This is a genomic window from Pseudomonas sp. 18.1.10 (genome assembly GCF_024655625.1).
Classification (GTDB): domain Bacteria; phylum Pseudomonadota; class Gammaproteobacteria; order Pseudomonadales; family Pseudomonadaceae; genus Aquipseudomonas.
Genome location: NZ_JANLGL010000115.1, coordinates 1 through 19,030, shown reverse-complemented (window position 1 = coordinate 19,030; position 19,030 = coordinate 1). Strand labels below are relative to the sequence as shown.

The window sequence follows — 19,030 nt, the reverse complement described above, 5'->3', positions numbered from 1 at the left end:
CGCGAGCAAGCCCGCTCCCACACAAGCCCGCTCCCACACAAGCCCGCTCCCACACTAATCTCCTTCCACTGTCAGACCGCGCTAGGCTTGGGCGCAGGCTGCACCGAGGTCTTGCGCCCCAACATCACCGTCACAATCACCCCACACGCAAACACCCAGGTAATCGGCTCGATCTGTTCGCCAAAGAACAGCGCCGAAAACGCGATGGTAAAGAAGATCTGCAACAACTGGATCTGGCTCACCCGCGCGATCCCGCCCATGGCCAACCCGGCATACCAGGCAAAGAACCCGAGGAACTGCGAGAACAGCGACACATAACCGAAGGCCCACCAGGCCCGCGTGGAAATCGCCCCTTGATGCTGCGCCGCCAGGTACCACACCGGGCCGATCAATACCGGCGTCGACAGCACCAGCGCCCAGCAGATCACCTGCCAGCCGCCCATCTCCTTGGCCAGTCGGCCACCTTCGGCATAGCCCAGGCCGCCCACGGCGATGGCGCCGAGCATCAACAAATCGCCCGCCTGAATGCTGCCCGCACCGGTAATCAACGCATAACTCAACACCAAGCCACTGCCCAGCGCTGCACAGGCCCAGAAGGCTTTGGACGGCCGTTCGTGGGACAGCCACGCCGCATACAGCGCCACGCACAGCGGTTGCAGGCCGTTGACCAGTGCACCATGGGACGCCGGCAGGGTTTGCATGGCCCACGTCGACAGCACCGGGAAGCCGAGGATCACCCCGGCAATCACCAGGCACAGGCCGCGCACCTGGCGCCAGGTCGGCCATTGTTCACGGCGCCACAACAACAACGCCGCCGCCGGGATGGCCGCAAACAGCGCGCGGCCGAGGCCGTTGAGCAGCGGGTGGATTTCCTGCACCACGATGCGGGTGAAGGGCAGGGTCAGGCTGAAGATGATGACGCCCAGCAGGCCGAGGGCCATGCCGGTGTTTTCGCGCGAGCTCATGGAGTGGGACCGAAATCGAGAGGGCTTCAAGGGAAGCCCATCTAGCCACACCCCCCGCCGATCAAGGGCCTACAGCTGGGTGCGGATTTATCCGTACAGTTTTTTCAGAAGAAGCGCGTGATGCTGATCTTGGCGTTGCGGCCTTGGCTGTAGACACCTTCGCCGCTAAGTGCCGGTTGGTAGAAACGGTTGAACAGGTTGTCGACGGTGAAGTTGATCTCGGTGCCCTTGAGACCGGCCTGTTGTGGTTTCCAATTGGCAAACAGGCCTTGTGTGTCGTAGCTGGCGTTCTCCGTCTGGTCGTAGATGAAGTCGCCGATGCTGGAGTTCAAACCGCCCGCGTAAACATCGGTGGGCACGCGATCGGTCTTGCGTACGAACTGGCCCTGCCAGCCCACCTGCGCATCCCAGCTCGGGATCTTGGTACCCAGCACCACCACCCATTTGGCCGGTGGGATATCCCGCGCCCATACGTGCAGGTCTGTCGCCCAGGGGTTGGTGTAGGGGTTGTCGCGCTTGCCTGTGGCCCAGGAGTAAGTCAGGGAACCGAACAGGTAGGTCGAGTCGTAGTAGCTTTCCAGCTCGACGCCCTTGATGGTCATGCCACCCACATTGCGATAGTTGGTCCTGGACGCCGCGTCACTGCATACCCCATCGATACTGCCCGAAACTGTCAGTTGCCGTTCGCAGCCGACGCCGGTGGCTTTCATGATTTCGTCTTCAATACGGTTGTGGAACAGCGTGGTGCGCAGTTGCAGGTTGTCCTCGCGGGTGAATAGCCCCGAGAAGTTGGTGACGTTGCCCGCGGTAATCGCCGTAATGCGCTCCGGGTCGAGGTTCAGGCTGGTGGCGCTACGGGTGCTGATAGCGCCTTGGACTTCGTACTGTTCATCGATCACCGGCGCGCGCCACGTGCGGTTCCAACTGGCGAAGAAGGCCACATCCGGGGTCACGTTCCAGAACGCCGCCAGTCGCGGCGACCATCCTGTGTAGGTGCGGTCGCTGTAGTCGTGGCCCACTTTCGGGTCCGGGCTGCTGTAGTTCGGCGCGTCATTGGCTTGACCGCGGTTGCGCACATGGTCGTAACGCAGGGACGGCGTAATGGTCACGTCGCCCAGGGTAATCGCGTCCTGGATGTAGAACGCGTTGCTATCGACCTTGCCGTGGGGCATGAAGTACGGCTGGAAATGCCCATAGTTGTATTTGGCGGTGTTGTAGGTGGCGCCCGGCATCCAGCTCTCGGTTTCGCGCTTGTGCTTGCGGATCTGCACGCCCGTGGTCACCGCGTGCTCCAGCGGACCAGTGGTCAGCAGGCTGGTATTGCGCAGTTCGAGGATGCGGTCTTTGTAGGACGTATCCATCTTGCGTCCACCGGTAGCCGGGCTAATGACGGCATTCTCGGCGCGCTCATCGGTCTGGTCGGTATTGGACTCCGAGTAGCTCAGCTTCAGGTCGATGAGCGGGTTGTTCAGTGGGTGGTACTCGTACTTGCTCGACCAGGTGGTGTCCACTGTGTCGCGGTCGGCCAGGAAGCGAGACACCGCCGTTGCGTAGCCATAACGGTCGATGGCCGGTTGTTTCGGGGGTGATGGGTAGGACTTAGCCGAGAACGGCGTCATACGTTGGCTTTGGGCGCGAGAGTAAGACAGGCCCATGCTGTGTTCATCGGTGAAATACGCGTTGAATTTGAACAGTTGGCCTTCGACATCCTGCGCGCTATTGGGCAACCGTTTGGGGTTGATCGGGTATTCATTGCGCGGATCGGGCGGCGTGCCGGCAAGCTTGAGGTCGTCGCCGTCGCGCTTGGTCAGGTAGGCCAGGCCGTCCATGCGGCCGTCGTCGGTGCGGCCATACACGGCGCCGGTGTAGACCTGCTCGTGGTTGTTGCTGGCGTAGCCGTATTTGACCATCGCCCCGGCATTTTGCCCGTCCTTGAGCAGGTCCGGTGCGTCCTTGGTAATCATGTTGACCGTGCCGCCAAAACCGCCGTTACCGGTAAATGGCGAGTAAGGGCCTTTTTCCACCTCAATACTTTTGATCAGCTCGGGCTCGATGAAGATGGTGCCTTGTTGATAACGCTCGAAACCGCTTTTGGCCGCGCCATCCACGGTCATTGGCACATCCTCGGCATCGCCCATGCCGCGGATGTTCATGGTCTGGCCGCCTGGCTTGGGTGAGCCGCCCATGGAGACGCCGGGCAGGGTCTGCAACAGTGAAGGAATGTTGTCGGGCTGGTAGCGGTCGATATCCGCCTGGCTCAGCGTGGAGCGGCCCACGGTGCTGGAGTCGACCTGGCTACCGGTGCCGATCACGCTCAGTGCATCCAGTTGAACAACGCCGCTGTTGGTGGTCTTGCCCTCATCGGGGCGCACGACGTAGGTGCTGCCGACCTTTATCAGGGTGAACTCGCCGTTTTTCAGCAGGGTGCGAATCGCCACTTCCGGCGTGAAGTTGCCGTTGAGTGCTGGCGCTTGCACGTTCTTGAGCAGTTCTTCATCGAACAGCAGCTGGATTTTCGCCTGTTGCGCCACCTGGCTCAGGGACGTGGCCAGCGACTGCGCAGGCAGTTGCAGCGTGAGCGATTCGGCTTGGGCACTGAGGCTCAATACCAGGCAGCTAGCGATGAGCGTCGGTCGAAGAAACAGGTGCGAAGCGAGGCAAGGCGCGCGAAACATGAAATCCCCCGGTGCGGCTAAATAGCCAAAAAGGTGTGCGTATCAAACACAGACCGGGGGAAGACGGGGCTGGTAAACAAATCCACACCTGCGAATGCAAAATATTCTCAAATAAGCCTTACTGGCTCGATTCGATCCTGACCACGCCATCGGCCGAGGCCACGGTTTTCACCGGCAGCAGGGCGGGCAGGGCGTTGAGCAGGGCGTCGGGGTCATTCACATCGAGATTGCCCGACACCTTCAACTGCGCCACGGCCTGGCTGACGTGCAACGGCGCCTGCGGGCGGTACAGGCTCAACTCGTCGACCAGGCTGGCCAGTTCGCGGTTGCGAAACGACAAGTGGCCGCTGCGCCAGTCGGCGACTTCTTCAGCGTTGAGCGTTTGCTGTTGCAGCGTGCCCTTGGCGTAGCTGTAGGTGGCGCGTTGCTGGGCGCCGAGCACGGTGACCGGGTTTTTTGCGTCCGGCGCGAACGCCACCTGGCCGTGGGCGACGCTGACCACCAGTTGCTGCTGGCTGCGGCGCACATCGAAACCGGTGCCGACTACCCGCACATTGGCCTCACCGGCTTGTACGAACAGGGGCCGTTCCTTGTCGGGCGCCACCTCGATGTACAACTGGCCCTTGTCCAGGTGCACGATGCGCTGGTGGGCGTTGAAGTCCACGCGCAGCTGGGTGTTGGCATTCACGTACAGGGTGCTGCCATCGGGCAGGTTCAGGGTGCGCATGCCTTTGGCGTGGGCGGCGACCTGACTGTGATAAAGCTCGCGGGGCGCGCCAATGTGCGTGGCCAGCACGGCGCAGATTACTGCTGCGGCCACCGCCAGGGCCGGGCGCCATACCGAGGGCTTGCGTTGGGGCAGCGCCACGGGCTTGTTCAGTTGCTGCAACTGGGCGAGGTCCGCCCACAGTTGCTCGAATTCGGCATAGGCGCGGGCATGGGCCGGCTCGGCCTGCCAGGCGGCGAAGGCCTTGCGATCGGCGCGGTCGGTGTCGGCGTGGTTGCGGGCAAACCAGCTGGCGGCTTGGGCGTCGATGGAGTCGCTGTCCTCGATGTCGATGTCGCTCAGGCGGTTCATTCTGGCTGCTCCGTGCCGGGTTCGTGTTGAAGGCGTCGCTTGCAATGCAGCAGGGCCAAGGCGATGTGCTTCTCCACCATGCTGGTGGAGATGCCCATGCGTTCGGCGATCTGCGCCTGGCTCAGGCCTTCGAAGCGGTGCAGCATAAGGGCTTCTCGTCGGCGGGGCGAGAGTTCGGCGAGGACTTCTTTCAACTGTTCCAGGCGTTGCAAGCGTTGCGCGGCGGCCATGGGCTCGTTTTGCTCGTCGGTGACAGGCTCCGCGTCCCTTTCGGCCTGATCCTGGTGGACGGTCTGCCGTACCTTCTGTTTACGCCAGTGATCGCGCAGCAGGTTGCGCGCCATCTGGAACAGAAACGCCCGTGGCTGCTCGACCTTGGCGCGGTCGCGGTAGTCCAGCCATTGGGTGAAGACATCCTGGGTCATGTCCGCGGCGTCGCTGGCGTTGTCCGTGCGTTTGCGCAGGAAATACAGGATATCTGTATAAAAACCGCGAAAGGCATCGGCCGCCAACGGGTCGGGCTTGGGACGAGACATGGATATCCTTCTTGACGAAGCACGACGTAGGAAAGTCGCGAATGGTATCGAGAACCATTGCTATTTGTCTCTATATAACGGATGTACGCGATTAAAAATGTGGGAGAAGGGCAATGTGGGAGCCGGGCTTGCCCGCGATTGCATCACCTCGGTTTCACGGATGAACCGCGGTGTCTGCATCGCAGGCAAGCCAGCTCCCACGAGGGTTGCGGTGTTAGCGCAGTAATGTTTTCAGCTGTTCGATCCCGGCTTCACCCAACGGGAATACCGGCAACCGTGGATCGCCCGCCTCCAACCCGGTCAAGCGCAACCCGGCCTTGATCGTCGCCGGCAACCCCCCTTTGAGAATGAACTCCAGCAACGGCAACTGGCGATAGAACAGCGCGCGTGCCGTTGTCAGGTCATTGGCCAGCACCGCGTCATACAAATCCAGGTTGAGTTGTGGAATAAGGTTCGGCGCCGCCGTGCACCACCCCTTGGCCCCGGCCGCGAACGCTTCCAGCGCCAGCGGGTTGCAGCCGTTGTAGAACGGCACGTCACTCTGGCGATGCAGCTGGTGCATGCGTTGGATATCGCCGGTGCTTTCCTTGACCATCGTCACGTTGGCGACCTGCTGGATGATGCGCAGGATCAGCGCCACCGACATGTCGGTGCCGCTGGTGGCCGGGTTGTTGTACAGCATGATCGGCACGCCGACGCTGTCGCCAATCGCGGCGTAGTGGGCGAGGATTTCCGCTTCGCTGAGTTTCCAGTAGGACGCCGGCAGCACCATCACCACGTCGGCGCCATTGGCTTCGGCGTAACGGGCGCGGCGCACGGCCTTGGCGGTGGTCAGGTCGGACACGCTGACAACGGTGGGCACGCGCCGGGCGATTTTCGCCAGGCTGAAGGCGCTCACTTCATCCCACTCGGCGTCGCTCAGGTAGGCGCCTTCGCCGGTGCTGCCCAAGGGCGCGATGGCATGCACGCCGCTGGCGATCAAGCGGTCGATGGAGCGGCCCAGGGCGTCGAGGTCAATGCGTGAACCGTCGGCGCTGAACGGGGTGATGGTGTAGCCGATGATGCCGTGGATGGTTGGGCTGGACATGGGAGGTCTCCGGTCGAAAAAGGGCAATCAGTTCAGGCAATCGGCGTGTTGGCGCAGGTTCTGCCGGGCGTAATAGTTGAACGCGGCGCCGTGGCGTTTGGGCCGGGAGATCCAGTCGTGGGCCTCGCGGCCAAGTGCTGGCAGGATCGGCTTGATGGTGCCCGCCGCCATGGCCAGCAACTGCAACTTGGCCGCACGTTCGATCAATTGCGCGATCACACAGGCTTCCTCGATGCTTGCCCCGGTGGACAGTTGGCCGTGGTGGGAAAGCAGGATCGCGCGCTTGTCGCCCAGGGCCTCGGTGATGATTTCGCCTTCTTCATTACCCACCGGCACCCCCGGCCAGGCTTCCAGGAAGGCACAGTCTTCGTACAGCGGGCAGAGGTCCATGTGGGACACCTGCAACGGCACTTCCAGCATCGACAGCGCCGCGATGTGCGTGGGGTGCGTATGGATGATGCAATTCACATCCGGCCGCCCACGGTACACCCAACTGTGGAAACGGTTGGCTGGGTTGGGGATGCCGTGGCCTTCCAGTACTTCAAGGTCCTCGTTGACCAGCAGCAGGTTGCTGGCGGTGATTTCGTCAAAACCCAGGCCTAGTTGCTGAGTGTAATAGGTGCCAGGCGTTGGCCCACGGGCGGTGATCTGCCCGGCCAGGCCGGAGTCGTGGCCGTTCTCGAACAGGATGCGGCACGTGAGCGCCAGCTTTTGCCGGTCGGTCCACGTATTATCCGCCAGGGTGTTTTGCATCTGGATCAGCGCTTGCTTGACCAGTTGGTCTTTGGGGAGTGCTAATGTCTTGGCCATATCGGTGTCCTTTGGGTGGTTCAATGGACGTCTGGTTTGCTGGTCTCCCGCTGCTCGCAAGGTCGTTGGGTGAACGCAAATGACACTAAAGATGCTATATGACACAAAGTGTCATTGGCAAGCGCAGCTTATCGTTTCTTGCATGGATTAACCGCAGCACATGTCTATCCGTTTGAAATTATTGAGAAAAAAACTTGGCGTGACCTTGGATGTGCTGGCCGAAAAGTCCGGCATGACCAAGAGTTACCTGTCCAAGGTTGAACGCGGACTCAATACGCCGTCGATTGCCGCCGCGCTGAAACTGGCCAAGGCATTGAACGTGAAGGTCGAAGAGCTGTTCAGCGAAGACAGCGTCAGCCTCGACAGCTACAGCCTGGTGCGCAGCCATGAGCGGCCCGATACCGCGCCGGGTTATGCGGTGCTGGCCCATCAGGTCAGTGAACGCAGCCTGTTGCCGTTCATCATTTACCCGCCGGCGGAGTTCACCGACAAGACCTTCAAGGAGCACCTGGGGGAGGAGTTTCTGTTCGTGCATGAAGGCCAGGTGGAAGTGGATTTCATGAATGAACGGGTGATTCTGGAGCGCGGCGATGCGCTGCACTTCAATGCGCAGAAGCCCCATCGGCTGAGGTCGGTGGGGCCGGTGCAGGCGCAGTTGTTGGTGGTCGTCCACAGCCGCGAAGAATGATGCTGATTGCGCCTTGAAATGCGATCAATGTGGGAGCGGGCTTGCTCGCGAATACGGTGTATCAGGCACAGATGTTCTGTCTGACCCACCGCCTTCGCGAGCAAGCCCGCTCCCACATTTTGATCAGTGTTCGACAGGTACTGACAGTGTGGGATTGCCGAGCGCATGGGTACGTGCCGCAAAGAATCTCAGCTCCACGCCCGTCCCCTCGAACATCTCCGCATACCGCCGCTTCTGCTGCCGAATAAACCCATCACTGCGCCCCGACACCGAGATCGCCAGGGTGCTCAACTGCGCCTGGCGAATCGCATCCACCAAGTGTTTATCCTGCGCGCCCAAATCGTGGCCGAAGATGCACAACGCGCCCTGATGGCCGAGCAACTGTTCATAGCAGAACGACAGGTAATCCGAGCTGCGGATGCTCTTCAGTTTCTCTTCCACCTTGCCTTCGCTGACAAACAGCGGCACATCGTCCAGGGTCTTGATCGTGTTGTTGATCGCGAAACTGCTGAGCAAGGTGCTGTCGGTGGTCGGCAATTTGCGCGCGGTGCCGTCGAGGTTGCGCACCAGGTGCAGGCCGCCGTGCAAGTAGAGGATGCGGGTGGCGCTGGTGTGGGTGTTGCGCAGGTCGAAGCTGGCGTCGGCGCTGCGGAACAGGTCGTCGATGCCCGGTGTGTGCAGGATCGCCCAGTAGTTGAGCAAGTCGTAGTTGCTCGTGAATACCGTGGCGTAGCTCGCCAGTTCGCGGTTGATCGTCTCCAGTGTCGACGGCTGCACCAGGCGCCACGGGATATGCACGGCGTGGATGGTGTTGATCAGCGCTTCCTTGATCGCGTAGTAGCGATTGCGCGGCGCCGCCGAGCTGACCGCCAGCGCCTTGTTGACCCGGCTGGTGGTTTTCAGGGCGCCCAGGACCTGCTCGAAGCTGCGGGTTTGCAGGGCGTCGAACACGCTGAGTTCGGAGGGGCTCAGGGGTTTCTCTTCGACGGTGCGCGCGTTTTCGAACAGCGAGTCGTAGGCAAAGTCTTCCCAAATCGTACGGCTGGCGCCGTTGCCGATCAGAATCCCGCTGAAGTCGATGGCGCCGCGCAGGGCGCTCCAGTCTTCAAGGTGGGCGTCAATATCCTGGAAATCCTTCATTGCGGCGGGTCTACTCGAAATCGGCTGGGCGGTGACTTTATCACGAGCGGGCGTTGATCCTGGTCAAGATGCTGTGCCCGTCAGCGGTTGATTCTGTAGGCATAAAGCCTACGAGGATTAGCCATGAGCAGCACCTTTTTTATTCCCGCCGTCAACATCATGGGCACCGACTGCCTCGACGAAGCCATGACCGCCATCCGCAACTACGGCTTTCACAAGGCGCTGATCGTCACCGACGCAGGCCTGGCCAAAGCCGGCGTGGCCAGCATGATCGCCGAGAAGCTGGCGATGCAGGACATCGACTCGGTGATCTACGACGGCGCCAAGCCCAACCCCAATGTGGAAAATGTCGAGAAAGGCCTGGCACTGTTGCAGGAAAGCGCCTGCGATTTTGTCGTCTCCCTGGGCGGCGGCTCGCCCCACGACTGCGCCAAGGGCATCGCGCTGTGCGCCACCAACGGCGGGCATATTGGCGACTACGAAGGCGTGGACCAGTCCAGCAAGCCGCAACTGCCGCTGGTGGCCATCAACACCACCGCCGGCACCGCCAGCGAGATGACCCGGTTCTGCATCATCACCGACGAAACCCGCCACGTGAAAATGGCCATCGTCGACCGCAACGTCACGCCGCTGCTGTCGGTCAACGACCCGGCGCTGATGGTCGGCATGCCCAAGGGCCTCACCGCCGCCACCGGCATGGATGCCCTGACCCACGCCATCGAAGCCTACGTGTCCACCGCTGCCACGCCGATCACCGACGCCTGCGCGATCAAGGCCATCGAACTGATTAGCGCCAACCTGCGCCTGGCCGTGCGCGACGGCAGCGACAAGGCCGCGCGGGAAAACATGGCCTACGCGCAATTCCTCGCCGGCATGGCGTTCAACAACGCGTCCCTGGGTTTTGTGCACGCCATGGCGCACCAGTTGGGCGGCCTGTATGACTTGCCCCACGGTGTGTGCAACGCGGTGTTGCTGCCCCATGTGCAAAGCTTCAACGCCAGCGTCAGCGCCAAACGCTTGAGTGACGTGGGCCGCGCGCTGGGTGCGGATGTCAAAGGCATCACCGTGGAAGAGGGCGCTCAGGCGGCGATTGCGGCGATCCGCAGTTTGTCCCAGGACGTAGACATTCCCGCAGGCCTGCGCGAACTCGGCGCCAAGCTGCAGGACATTCCATTGCTCGCCAGCAATGCGTTGAAGGATGCCTGTGGGTTGACCAATCCACGGCGCGCCGATCAAAGGCAAATAGAAGAGATCTTTCGCAGCGCTTTCTAACGGGGCACTGACAGGCTGCAAGCGTTAAGCTACAAGCTGAACTGCATTCAACTTGTCGCTTGAAGCGTGCGGCTTGCCGCTGAGGTCCCCCTATGAGAGTTCTGTTATTCGGCGCCACCGGCATGGTCGGCCAAGGTGTTCTGCGTGAATGCCTGCTGGCCGCCGATGTGCAAGAAGTCGTCGCCGTCGGCCGTACGCCGCTGACCCAGGAACACGGCAAGCTGCATCAGGTATTGCACGGCGACATGCTGGATTTCCAACCCCTGGAAAACCTGCTGCAAGGTTTTGATGCGTGCTTCTTCTGCCTCGGCGTGTCGTCGGCGGGCATGAACGAAACCCACTACACCCACCTCACCTATGACCTCACATTGGTCGCAGCCAGCACCCTGGCGCGGCTTAATCCGCAGATGACCTTTATCTACGTGTCCGGCGCCGGTACCGACAGTTCCGAGGCGGGCAAGTCGATGTGGGCGCGGGTCAAGGGCAAGACCGAGAATGCCTTGCTGCGCTTGCCCTTCAAGGCGGTGTACCTGTTCCGCCCGGGGGTGATCCAACCGCTGCACGGCGTGCGCTCGAAGACACCGTTGTACCAGGGGTTTTATTCCGTGCTGGGGCCGCTGCTGTCGTTGGTGCGCCGGGTTAAACCGGGTTGGGTGGTGAGCACCGAGACCGTCGGCCGGGCGATGTTGCAGGCCGCCAGTCATGGCGCGCCGCAACCGGTGGTGGAGCAGGCTGGGATCAATCGCTTGGCTGACGAGCGTCGTTGAAGGAGCTGACGGTGATTGAGGATTATTCAGACGCGCTGATCGTGCAGGAAGTGTCCCCGCGTGATGGCTTGCAAATCGAACCGACCTGGGTGGCGACGGCCGACAAGATCGCCTTGATCGACCAGCTTTCCCGCGCCGGTTTCTCGCGGATCGAAGCGGGTTCGTTTGTCTCGCCCAAGGCGATCCCGGCCTTGCGCGATGGCGAGCAAGTGTTCCAGGGCATCGCGCGCAAGCCGGGGGTCATCTACGTGGCGCTGATCCCCAATCTCAAGGGCGCCCAGCGTGCCATCGCCTCCCGCGCCGATGAGTTGAACCTGGTGATGTCCGCCAGCCAGAGCCACAACCTGGCCAACCTGCGCATGCGCTGCGAGGCGTCGTTGGCGGCGTTCGGCGAGATCGTCAGCTTTGCCGCCGACCATCCGGTGCGCCTCAACGGCAGCATTGCGACGACATTTGGTTGCCCGTTCGAAGGGGCGGTCGATGAGGACCGCGTACTGCGGATTGTCGATGCGTATCGTGAACTGGGCATCCAGGGCATCACCCTGGCCGACACCACCGGCATGGCCAACCCGCGTCAGGTAGCGCGCCTGGTCAAGCGCGTGTTGCAACGCGTGCCGGCCGCCGACCTGACCCTGCATTTTCACAACACCCGTGGCCTGGGGTTGTGCAATGTGCTGGCCGCCTACGAGGCCGGTGCCCGGCGTTTTGATGCGGCGCTTGGTGGCCTCGGCGGCTGCCCGTTTGCGCCCGGGGCGTCGGGCAATATCTGTACGGAGGATCTGGTGAACCTGTGCGCAGAGATGGGGATTTCTACCGGTATCGACCTGCCGCATCTGTTGCAGATGTCCCGGCGCTTGCCGGCGCTGCTGGGCCATGAACTACCCGGCCAAGTGGCCAAGGCCGGGCGCAATTGCGACCTGCATGCCCCACCGGATTATGTCGCCGCGCTGATCGCCGAGGGCGTTGCGCTGAACTGAATCAACACCACGCCGCCGATCAACAACAACGCCCCCAGCACCCGGGGCGTTGTCAGTTCGCGCTCCGCCAGGCCGAACAGGCCAAAGTGGTCGAGCAGCAGTGACGCCAGAATCTGCCCGGCCATGGCCAGCGCAATAAACCCCGACGCGCCCAGCCTGGGCAGCAGCATCAACGCCAGGGAAATAAAACACACACCAAACGCGCCGCCGGCCCACATCCACAGCGGTGCTTTGCTGATAAAGCTCAAGCTCGGCAACGGCAAGCGCAGCGCCACAATCACCGGCAGTAACACGATGATGCTGACCAGCAGCGATGCTAATGTGGCCCACAACGGGTGCCCGAGCCCGCGCCCGAGGTTGGCGTTGATCGCACTTTGAAACGGCACCACCGCCCCGGCAATCACTGCCAGCGCCAATAAACCCAGCCAGTGCAAGGTCGTCATTGTGAATCTCCCAGAGGTTTTGCTGGACTCTAAGGTATTCGTCGCGCAAATTTAAATTCCAAGTTCTTATGCTGAGCATGCAGCTGATGAATGATCTGCGCCGCATCGACCTCAACCTGCTGGTGATCCTCGACGCCTTGCTCACCGAGCAACACGTCACTCGCGCCGCTGAACGTGTGCACCTGAGCCAGCCGGCGGTCAGCCATGCGCTGGGCCGGTTGAGGGAATTGCTTGGCGACCCGTTGCTGGTGCGCCAGGGCGGCACCTTGGTGCCCACCGCGCGCGCGTTGGAATTGGCGGCACCGCTCGCCGAGGCGCTGGCCCAGGTGCAGGCGCTGTTGGCGCCCAACCGGTTTGATCCGGCCTCGGCCAAGCGCCGCTTTCGCGTAGCGATGTCTGACTACAGCGCGGCAATTTTCCTACCTGACTTGGTGCGCATGCTGCGCCGTGAAGCGCCCGGTATCGACCTGCAAATCATCCAGGCCAGCCGCGAAGGCATGGTGGATGGCGTGCTCAGTGGCGATCTCGACCTTGCTGCCGGAGTGTTCCCTGACATGCCAGCGGAACTGCGTACTACGCCGCTGTTTGAAGAGCACTACACCTGCCTGGTCGACCGCGACAGCTTGCCGGATGACGGCGTGCTGGACTTGGCCACCTACCTGTCGCGTCCCCATGTGTTGCTGGAAATGCGCGGCAGTGGCACGCCGGAAATCGAGCGGGCGCTGACGGCGATTCGCGAGCGACGCCATGTGGCGATCAGCCTGCCGCATTGGGGCGTGGCGCCGCAGTTGATCCAGGGCACGGATTTGATCCTGACGGTGTCGTCGCGGGGCTTGCTCAACATCGATCACCCACACCTGGTGGCGGTGCCGCCACCGTTTCATATTCCCTCGTTTGCGGTGGAGTTGGCGTGGCATGTGCGGCGGGGTGGGGATTCGGGGTTGCAGTGGTTGATGGGGCGGGTGCAGGAGGGCTGACGTAGCAATTAATTGTGGGAGCTGGCTTGCCTGCGATGGCGGTGGGTCAGGCAGTGCATAAGTTGCCTGTACCGCCGCTATCGCAGGCAAGCCAGCTCCCACATGTTGACTTGTGGTGTGTTCAGCATTGCATTCCCATGCCAGGACGACCGTTCGTCGCACTGGCAAGTATTTTCTAAACCTTTGCCGCCATGAAAATTCGAATTCAGGGCGGGGCGTGTTCCCCCGCGCTTATTTTTACCCTGGAGGAACCCATTATGAGCCGCATGGCTATCCGGTTACGCACCGCCAGTTTCGCGATGCTGCTGGGCCTCGGCGCCAGCAATGCTTTCGCCCAGTCGCCGGCTGAATTCATCGAGCAGGCGTCGGCCAAAGGCATGGCCGATATCGAAACCAGTCGCATGGCCCACGCCAAGACTTCGTCCCAGGAAATCAAGGATTACACCATTGAGGTCATCAACGAGCGCACCCTGGCCAACCAGCACCTGGCGGCCATCGCCAAGAAGCTTGAGCTGCCGGTGGCGCCGCGGGAGAAGATCGTCGACAAAGCCGAGACCTTGATGCCCGAACTCAAGGACGGCGACTCCTTTGACGCTGCCTACACCGCGCAACAGGTCAAGGAAAACGAAGACGCCATTGCCCTGTTCAAACAGGAGGGCGCGGCTTCGGATGTGCCGGAAATAAAAGCGTTGGTGGATGAGACGCTGCCCAAGTTGCAAGAGCGCTTGCAGAAGGCCCGTGCCCTGGCATCGACCTACGGCAAAAGCCATCAGGGCGACGGTTGAACCTGTTGCCTGAAATAAAAAACGGCGGTTGGAGAGATTCCAATCGCCGTTTTTTTTGCTGCGTTCAGAGCGCTAACTGCGCCTGGCCGGTGCCTTCCAGGGCGAGCAAATATTGCTTGGCCTGCAGGCCACCGGCAAACCCGGTCAGCTCACCCGAGGCACCAATCACCCGGTGGCAGGGCGCGATGATCGAGATCGGATTACGCCCATTGGCTGCACCCACGGCGCGTACTGCCTTGGGGTTGCCGATCTGCTGGGCGATCTGGCTGTAGCTGCGGGTTTCGCCGAAGGGAATGGTCAGCAGCGCCTGCCACACTTGCTTCTGGAAATCGGTGCCGCTGAAGTCCAGTTCCAGCGTGAATCGATTGCGGGTGCCGGCGAAGTACTCCTGCAACTGGCGCTGCGCTTCCAGTAGCACCGGGCTGTGGTTGGCCTCGTGCAGTTCACCCAGGCGCACACGGTTGGCACGTTCTGTTTCCCACAGGATCGCGCTGAGCTTGCCGTCGCGGGCCACTAACGTGAGTTGGCCGACGGGGGAGGGCATGAGTTTGTATTCGTAGGGCATGGGCGGGCTCCTTGAGAGTGTGCAAACGTTACCACGCGAGGGTAGTTTCATCCGTCCGCCCACAAACTACGTTTCTTGCGGTTGAATTTTCCTGCGTTCAGAGCTTTCAACAGGCCGCAACCAAAAAGGCTAGAGCTGAAGCAGTGCGCCCGGAACCGCGCGCCTACTGGTCCTGTTGCAGCACCTTGAGCGCCGCCGATGCCAGGAAACCCGAGCGGCTTTTTTCTTCGGGATGATGCAGCACATACTCATCGATGCGGTTCAACAGGTAGCCGGGCAGGGTGATATTGAGTTTCTGCGCCTTGCCCAGGTACTTGGTGATATCGATGTCCACCACGGCCCAGGTGCAGCCGGCGTACTGTGGGTTGGCGGCATGCAGGGTGACTTTCTGCGCACTGGGAATCGGCGCACCGTCTTCCGCGAGGATCTCGAAGTGCCCTTCGATGGCTTCGCGGGCCATGGCCATGGCGTCGTCCAGGTCGTCGCCGGCGGAGTAGCAGCCGGGAATGTCCGGAACTTCCACACCCCAGGCGTGGTTGTCGTCACCGGTTGAAATTGCGATGGGGTAAAGCATGTCTGTTGTCCTCCTGGGACGGTCAACTTAGCAGTGCTTGTTTCAGGATGCTCTTGGCGGTCTTGTCCAACAGGTCCTTTTTTGGATGAGGGATCGTCACCAGCCCCGGCTTGGTCGGGTGCTTGAAGTGGTGATGGCTGCCTCGGGTACGCACCAGATACCAACCGTCCGCAACGATGTGACCTATCAAATATCGGCTATCCACAGCACCTCCTTGTGGTGTGTGTTGGTGGTGACTATAACCACAAAAAATAAATTATCAACACTCTACCCACCGACGGTCGATGACCGGTATTTCGCCAGGCAGTCACTGAAGTGTATGAGCGCGCAGCAACGGCGCCAGAGAGAGGTATTGCGAGGTTTTACGCAGGTATTACCGGGTGTGTAGGGCCTGCTTCATCACGCTGAGAAACGCATCAACCAACACACTTTTTGATGCGGCTGGCGTCAGCACCAACAACTGCGCACACGCATCCACTTCCACCAATGGTCGGTAGGTCACGCCTTTGTTCATCAAGCTTTGTGTGCATTCTGGCACCAGCGCCACGCCTTGCCCGGCCGCGACCAGGGCGATGATCGAGGTGATCTGCCGCCCGGTAGGCGCTGCTCGCAGAGGCTGGCCGTGGTGGCGGTAAAGCTGCTCGATGGACTGGTTCAGCCCCGACCCGTAATCCGCCGGGAACAGGATCAGCGGATAAGCACTGAGCTGCGCCAGGCTGACCTGCGCCTGGCTCGCCAACGGGCTGTCCGTGGATAAGGCCGCCACCAGCCGTTCCTCGCCCAGCGACAGTGCTTGCACGGCCTTGCTCTGTGGCAATAAACGACTCAGCCCGACGTCCAGTCGCCCGTCGGCCACCTGTGCACCCAGGCTGCCGGAGGCACATTCCACCAGGGTCAGTTGCACATCGGGAAAGCGTTGGGCAAACGCCTGGATCGCCTGGCTGAACAGGTCGGACAAGGCAATCGAACTGACATACCCCAGCGTCAGTTGTCCGGCGGTACCTGCCGCGAGCTTGCCGGCGATGACGTGCGCCAGCTCCACCTGCTCCAGCACACCCCGCGCATAGGGTAAAAACGAACGGCCTTGTGCGGTCAGCGTCACCGTGCGGCTGGTGCGATCGAACAGTTTGAAACCCAGCTCAGCTTCCAGCGCAGAGATCTGGCGGGTCAGCGGCGGCTGGGCCAGGTGCAGGCGGAGGGCGGCGCGGCCGAAGTGCAATTCTTCGGCGACCATCAGAAAGTATCGCAGCTTGCGTAGGTCGAGCATCCTGGCCCTCGGGGTATTGATCGGTCCTGATTCGGTATTGGTCCAAGACCTGCCGGGCATTCTATAAAGACCGCTCAACATAAAACGAGAGGTTTCATGAAACCGCGCCTGCATTGTGCCCGTCTTGCCCTGTTCCTGTGTGGCTGCGCGGCGTTTCTCAACCTGTATGCGACCCAGAGCATCCTCCAGACCTTTGCCGCGCAGTTTCAGATCAGCGCCAAGATGGCGGGGTGGAGCATTACCGTGACGACCTTGGCCGTCGCGATCACGGCGCCGTTTGTCAGCCGCCTGACCGGCCGTTTTGAACAACGCACCGTGATCTGCGTGGCGGCGCTGCTGTTGGCCGTGCCCGCGTTGATGACAGCGTATGCCGACAGTTTCACCGAAGTGCTGGTGTGGCGGTTTGTCGAGGGCATGTTGATCCCGGTGGTGTTTGCCACCAGCGTGGCCTATATCGGCGACCGGTGGAGCGGTGGCACGATCACCGAAGTCACCAGCCTGTACGTGGCGGGCACCGTGCTGGGCGGGTTTGCCGGGCGCTTTGTCACCGGGGTGATGACGGAGTACGTGGGCTTGCGCGAAGCCTTCGAGTTGCTCGCGGCGCTGAGCCTGATGGTGGGCGGGTTCATTCAGTTCCTGTTGCCGGCCAGCCGGGCGCGAGCGGTGCCGCTGGCAACTGTTTCATCGGGGGCTTTTCGTCAGCCATTGCTGGCGGCGTATGCCGTAGGTTTTTGCGTGTTGTTTTCCCAGGTTGCGGCGTTTACCTACGTGGGTTTGTACCTTGGCCTGCCGCCATTCAACCTCGGTCCTGCGGCTTTGGGCACGCTTTACATGGTGTTCCTGCTGGCATTGATCGTGATCCCCATCGCGGGGCGCCTCAGCAAAGCCCGACCCCACAGTGAGTTGCTCACCGTCGCCGTTGTGCTAGGCATCACGGGCACGCTGCTGACCCTGGTGCCAACGCTGTGGTGCATCGTGTTGGGGCTGGCCCTCAGCTCCACCGGCGTATTCCTCGCCCAGGCCGCCGCCAATGCGTTCACCACGGCCAACGCCCGCGACAACAAGGCGGGGGCTGTGGGTATTTACCTCACTTGCTATTACCTGGGCGGCAGCTGCGGGGCTATCGTCCCGGCATTGATCTGGGAGCGGTGGGGCTGGGCGGGGTGTGTGGGGTTGATTGTCGTCTTTCAAGTGCTGACTTTGCTGATCGCCGCAGCAGGCTGGAAGCGCCTTGAACCGGGGCTTGTTTCGACACCCTGACCGAGCAATCAAGCCCGGTACTGCGCTGGTGATCTTGGCAACGGAGTACTTGCCGGTGACGCGGAGGGCAGAGGTGCTGGACTCCTTTCGTATGGAAAACTCAGTTCCGTCCTACGTCATGAGATTGGCTCGATGATTGTAGAGTTTGCGCTTCAACAAACGGCGCCATTTTCGTATGCCTATTCATGAGTGACGAGTGGTTGTTGCGTCACAGGAGACGGCTAGACTAGGCTTTGTATGCGCCAATGACGTATAGGCGTGTTTATGATATTTATCGAGTCACGTGCATTCACAGAAGATTTGGCAGTGCTTTTGAGTGAGGACAGCTACGCTGAGTTTCAAGGGTTTCTGGCCTAAAATCCCACTGCCGGTGATGTCATCCAAGGGACCAATGGCCTGAGGAAAATCCGTTGGGCTGTGCAGGGAAAGGGAAAGAGGGGTGGTGTAAGAGTGATTTACTATCATCTCTGTAGGGCCTACCAAATAAGATTGATTCTAATCCACCGAAAGGGCATCAAAGATGACCTTTCGGCAACGGAGAAGAGAGTGCTGAGCGAGATAAACAGAAGGTGGGAGTGATGGATAAAAGACTGTTTAGTCGTCTGGTAGAAAGCATGACCCAGATGGACGAAATCGTACGAGGGGAACGCCCGCCGTCCCGCGAATTTTATATTGACGCCTTGAAGATAAAGGAAATCCGAAAGTCTACGGGACTCTCACAAGCGCGCTTTGCGAGGGCGATCGATGTACCTGTAGGAACGCTTCAAAACTGGGAGCAAGGGCGGCGTGATCCAGAGGGGCCAGCAAGAGCACTATTGCGGGCTATTTATAATGACCCTGGCCATGTGTTGGCAGCCCTGGAACATAGATGATTGGACTTTGAGTTTCAGACACAAAAAAACCGGCCACCAGGGCCGGTTTTTTCATGCATCCCCCGTCAAAACCATCCAGACGCAGGACCAACAATTAGGTGGAGCGGGTAGAGGGAATCGAACCCTCGTCGGAAGCTTGGGAAGCTACTGTTCTACCATTAAACTATACCCGCTCAGAGCGGCTGACTTTGTACCAGATGTTCACTCGGATTTGAAGTTTTTCTTCAAAAATGTGCATGTGGGAGCTGGCTTGCCTGCGATGGCATCGCCTCGGTTTGCCTGATATTCCGAG

At 60.9% G+C, this 19,030-nt stretch carries 20 protein-coding genes, 1 tRNA gene and 1 pseudogene; 9 read left to right on the top strand and 13 right to left on the bottom strand.

Annotated elements, in window-relative coordinates; genetic code table 11:
* Window positions 1–71 precede the first annotated feature (71 nt).
* The 6 genes from NUV89_RS18825 to NUV89_RS18800 form a co-directional block, all read right to left on the bottom strand.
* Window positions 72–965, bottom strand: a complete 894-nt coding sequence (locus NUV89_RS18825) for a DMT family transporter (RefSeq protein ID WP_257782485.1) — start codon at window positions 963–965, stop codon at window positions 72–74.
* Between the two features lie 104 nt (window positions 966–1,069).
* On the bottom strand, window positions 1,070–3,640 hold the full coding sequence (locus NUV89_RS18820; protein ID WP_257782484.1) for a TonB-dependent receptor: 2,571 nt from the start codon (window positions 3,638–3,640) through the stop codon (window positions 1,070–1,072).
* A gap of 118 nt (window positions 3,641–3,758) precedes the next feature.
* Window positions 3,759–4,718: a FecR domain-containing protein gene (locus NUV89_RS18815; protein WP_257782483.1), complete on the bottom strand. Its 960-nt coding sequence runs from the start codon at window positions 4,716–4,718 to the stop codon at window positions 3,759–3,761.
* Window positions 4,715–5,254: an RNA polymerase sigma factor gene (locus NUV89_RS18810; RefSeq protein ID WP_257782482.1), complete on the bottom strand. Its 540-nt coding sequence runs from the start codon at window positions 5,252–5,254 to the stop codon at window positions 4,715–4,717. Before NUV89_RS18810 ends, NUV89_RS18815 begins: the two co-directional genes overlap by 4 nt.
* 214 nt (window positions 5,255–5,468) lie before the next feature.
* A complete protein-coding gene (locus NUV89_RS18805) occupies window positions 5,469–6,341 on the bottom strand; it encodes a dihydrodipicolinate synthase family protein (protein ID WP_257782481.1) in 873 nt (290 codons plus the stop codon).
* A 27-nt stretch (window positions 6,342–6,368) separates the two neighbouring features.
* Window positions 6,369–7,151, bottom strand: a complete 783-nt coding sequence (locus NUV89_RS18800; RefSeq protein WP_257782480.1) for an aldolase — start codon at window positions 7,149–7,151, stop codon at window positions 6,369–6,371.
* A gap of 160 nt (window positions 7,152–7,311) precedes the next feature.
* On the opposite strand from NUV89_RS18800, the gene NUV89_RS18795 reads away from it, so the two are divergent.
* Complete coding sequence (locus NUV89_RS18795) at window positions 7,312–7,839, top strand: helix-turn-helix domain-containing protein (protein ID WP_257782479.1); 528 nt, start codon at window positions 7,312–7,314, stop codon at window positions 7,837–7,839.
* Window positions 7,840–7,962: 123 nt separating this feature from the next.
* Here NUV89_RS18795 and NUV89_RS18790 read toward each other — a convergent pair whose 3' ends face one another.
* Window positions 7,963–8,979 carry a DUF4917 family protein gene (locus NUV89_RS18790; protein ID WP_257782478.1) on the bottom strand — a complete coding sequence of 339 codons (1,017 nt, stop codon included), beginning with the start codon at window positions 8,977–8,979 and terminating at the stop codon, window positions 7,963–7,965.
* A 123-nt stretch (window positions 8,980–9,102) separates the two neighbouring features.
* Between NUV89_RS18790 and yiaY the strand changes: the two genes are divergently transcribed.
* From yiaY to NUV89_RS18775, 3 genes are all read left to right on the top strand, one after another.
* Complete coding sequence (yiaY, locus tag NUV89_RS18785; RefSeq protein ID WP_257782477.1) at window positions 9,103–10,251, top strand: L-threonine dehydrogenase; 1,149 nt, start codon at window positions 9,103–9,105, stop codon at window positions 10,249–10,251.
* Window positions 10,252–10,343: 92 nt separating this feature from the next.
* Window positions 10,344–11,018 carry an NAD(P)H-binding protein gene (locus tag NUV89_RS18780; RefSeq protein WP_257782476.1) on the top strand — a complete coding sequence of 225 codons (675 nt, stop codon included), beginning with the start codon at window positions 10,344–10,346 and terminating at the stop codon, window positions 11,016–11,018.
* Between the two features lie 11 nt (window positions 11,019–11,029).
* Window positions 11,030–11,995, top strand: coding sequence for a hydroxymethylglutaryl-CoA lyase (locus NUV89_RS18775; RefSeq protein WP_257782475.1), 966 nt, complete (start codon window positions 11,030–11,032; stop codon window positions 11,993–11,995).
* Here NUV89_RS18775 and NUV89_RS18770 read toward each other — a convergent pair.
* Complete coding sequence (locus NUV89_RS18770) at window positions 11,953–12,438, bottom strand: DMT family transporter (RefSeq protein ID WP_257782474.1); 486 nt, start codon at window positions 12,436–12,438, stop codon at window positions 11,953–11,955. The two genes, NUV89_RS18775 and NUV89_RS18770, sit on opposite strands and share 43 nt — an antisense overlap.
* Window positions 12,439–12,515: 77 nt before the next feature.
* Between NUV89_RS18770 and NUV89_RS18765 the strand changes: the two genes are divergently transcribed.
* Window positions 12,516–13,415: a LysR family transcriptional regulator gene (locus NUV89_RS18765; RefSeq protein ID WP_374684517.1), complete on the top strand. Its 900-nt coding sequence runs from the start codon at window positions 12,516–12,518 to the stop codon at window positions 13,413–13,415.
* 257 nt (window positions 13,416–13,672) lie between these two features.
* Window positions 13,673–14,200 (top strand): DUF4142 domain-containing protein, encoded by a 528-nt coding sequence (locus NUV89_RS18760; RefSeq protein WP_257782472.1) that lies wholly within the window; start codon window positions 13,673–13,675, stop codon window positions 14,198–14,200.
* Window positions 14,201–14,264: 64 nt separating this feature from the next.
* Here NUV89_RS18760 and NUV89_RS18755 read toward each other — a convergent pair whose 3' ends face one another.
* From NUV89_RS18755 to NUV89_RS18740, 4 genes are all read right to left on the bottom strand, one after another.
* Window positions 14,265–14,765: a methylated-DNA--[protein]-cysteine S-methyltransferase gene (locus NUV89_RS18755; RefSeq protein ID WP_257782471.1), complete on the bottom strand. Its 501-nt coding sequence runs from the start codon at window positions 14,763–14,765 to the stop codon at window positions 14,265–14,267.
* 163 nt (window positions 14,766–14,928) lie between these two features.
* Window positions 14,929–15,339 (bottom strand): type II toxin-antitoxin system HicB family antitoxin, encoded by a 411-nt coding sequence (locus NUV89_RS18750; RefSeq protein WP_257782470.1) that lies wholly within the window; start codon window positions 15,337–15,339, stop codon window positions 14,929–14,931.
* 22 nt (window positions 15,340–15,361) lie between these two features.
* Window positions 15,362–15,544 carry a type II toxin-antitoxin system HicA family toxin gene (locus tag NUV89_RS18745; protein WP_017736377.1) on the bottom strand — a complete coding sequence of 61 codons (183 nt, stop codon included), beginning with the start codon at window positions 15,542–15,544 and terminating at the stop codon, window positions 15,362–15,364.
* Window positions 15,545–15,712: 168 nt separating this feature from the next.
* Window positions 15,713–16,606: a LysR family transcriptional regulator gene (locus NUV89_RS18740; protein WP_257782469.1), complete on the bottom strand. Its 894-nt coding sequence runs from the start codon at window positions 16,604–16,606 to the stop codon at window positions 15,713–15,715.
* 96 nt (window positions 16,607–16,702) lie between these two features.
* Between NUV89_RS18740 and NUV89_RS18735 the strand changes: the two genes are divergently transcribed.
* The 3 genes and pseudogenes from NUV89_RS18735 (at window position 16,703) to NUV89_RS18725 (ending at window position 18,738) form a co-directional block, all read left to right on the top strand.
* A complete protein-coding gene (locus tag NUV89_RS18735; protein WP_257782468.1) occupies window positions 16,703–17,866 on the top strand; it encodes an MFS transporter in 1,164 nt (387 codons plus the stop codon).
* A gap of 264 nt (window positions 17,867–18,130) precedes the next feature.
* Window positions 18,131–18,445: pseudogene (locus NUV89_RS18730) on the top strand (hypothetical protein).
* A complete protein-coding gene (locus tag NUV89_RS18725; RefSeq protein ID WP_257782467.1) occupies window positions 18,445–18,738 on the top strand; it encodes a DNA-binding transcriptional regulator in 294 nt (97 codons plus the stop codon). The pseudogene NUV89_RS18730 and the gene NUV89_RS18725 overlap by 1 nt, the downstream one beginning before the upstream one ends.
* A gap of 99 nt (window positions 18,739–18,837) precedes the next feature.
* Here the strand turns inward: NUV89_RS18725 and NUV89_RS18720 are convergent.
* Window positions 18,838–18,911 (bottom strand) — tRNA-Gly (locus tag NUV89_RS18720).
* Window positions 18,912–19,030: the final 119 nt, after the last annotated feature.

Bases quoted from the DNA above. Each gene is read 5' to 3' on its own strand.
- NUV89_RS18815 (WP_257782483.1), bottom strand. From the start codon at position 4,718: ATGAACCGCCTGAGCGACATCGACATCGAGGACAGCGACTCCATCGAC.
- NUV89_RS18800 (WP_257782480.1), bottom strand. From the start codon at position 7,151: ATGGCCAAGACATTAGCACTCCCCAAAGACCAACTGGTCAAGCAAGCG.
- NUV89_RS18760 (WP_257782472.1), top strand. From the start codon at position 13,673: ATGAGCCGCATGGCTATCCGGTTACGCACCGCCAGTTTCGCGATGCTG.
- NUV89_RS18735 (WP_257782468.1), top strand. From the start codon at position 16,703: ATGAAACCGCGCCTGCATTGTGCCCGTCTTGCCCTGTTCCTGTGTGGC.
- NUV89_RS18725 (WP_257782467.1), top strand. From the start codon at position 18,445: ATGGATAAAAGACTGTTTAGTCGTCTGGTAGAAAGCATGACCCAGATG.
- NUV89_RS18805 (WP_257782481.1), bottom strand. From the start codon at position 6,341: ATGTCCAGCCCAACCATCCACGGCATCATCGGCTACACCATCACCCCG.
- NUV89_RS18810 (WP_257782482.1), bottom strand. From the start codon at position 5,254: ATGTCTCGTCCCAAGCCCGACCCGTTGGCGGCCGATGCCTTTCGCGGT.
- NUV89_RS18795 (WP_257782479.1), top strand. From the start codon at position 7,312: ATGTCTATCCGTTTGAAATTATTGAGAAAAAAACTTGGCGTGACCTTG.
- NUV89_RS18820 (WP_257782484.1), bottom strand. From the start codon at position 3,640: ATGTTTCGCGCGCCTTGCCTCGCTTCGCACCTGTTTCTTCGACCGACG.
- NUV89_RS18765 (WP_374684517.1), top strand. From the start codon at position 12,516: ATGCAGCTGATGAATGATCTGCGCCGCATCGACCTCAACCTGCTGGTG.
- NUV89_RS18825 (WP_257782485.1), bottom strand. From the start codon at position 965: ATGAGCTCGCGCGAAAACACCGGCATGGCCCTCGGCCTGCTGGGCGTC.
- NUV89_RS18740 (WP_257782469.1), bottom strand. From the start codon at position 16,606: ATGCTCGACCTACGCAAGCTGCGATACTTTCTGATGGTCGCCGAAGAA.
- NUV89_RS18755 (WP_257782471.1), bottom strand. From the start codon at position 14,765: ATGCCCTACGAATACAAACTCATGCCCTCCCCCGTCGGCCAACTCACG.
- NUV89_RS18790 (WP_257782478.1), bottom strand. From the start codon at position 8,979: ATGAAGGATTTCCAGGATATTGACGCCCACCTTGAAGACTGGAGCGCC.
- NUV89_RS18770 (WP_257782474.1), bottom strand. From the start codon at position 12,438: ATGACGACCTTGCACTGGCTGGGTTTATTGGCGCTGGCAGTGATTGCC.
- yiaY (WP_257782477.1), top strand. From the start codon at position 9,103: ATGAGCAGCACCTTTTTTATTCCCGCCGTCAACATCATGGGCACCGAC.
- NUV89_RS18780 (WP_257782476.1), top strand. From the start codon at position 10,344: ATGAGAGTTCTGTTATTCGGCGCCACCGGCATGGTCGGCCAAGGTGTT.
- NUV89_RS18750 (WP_257782470.1), bottom strand. From the start codon at position 15,339: ATGCTTTACCCCATCGCAATTTCAACCGGTGACGACAACCACGCCTGG.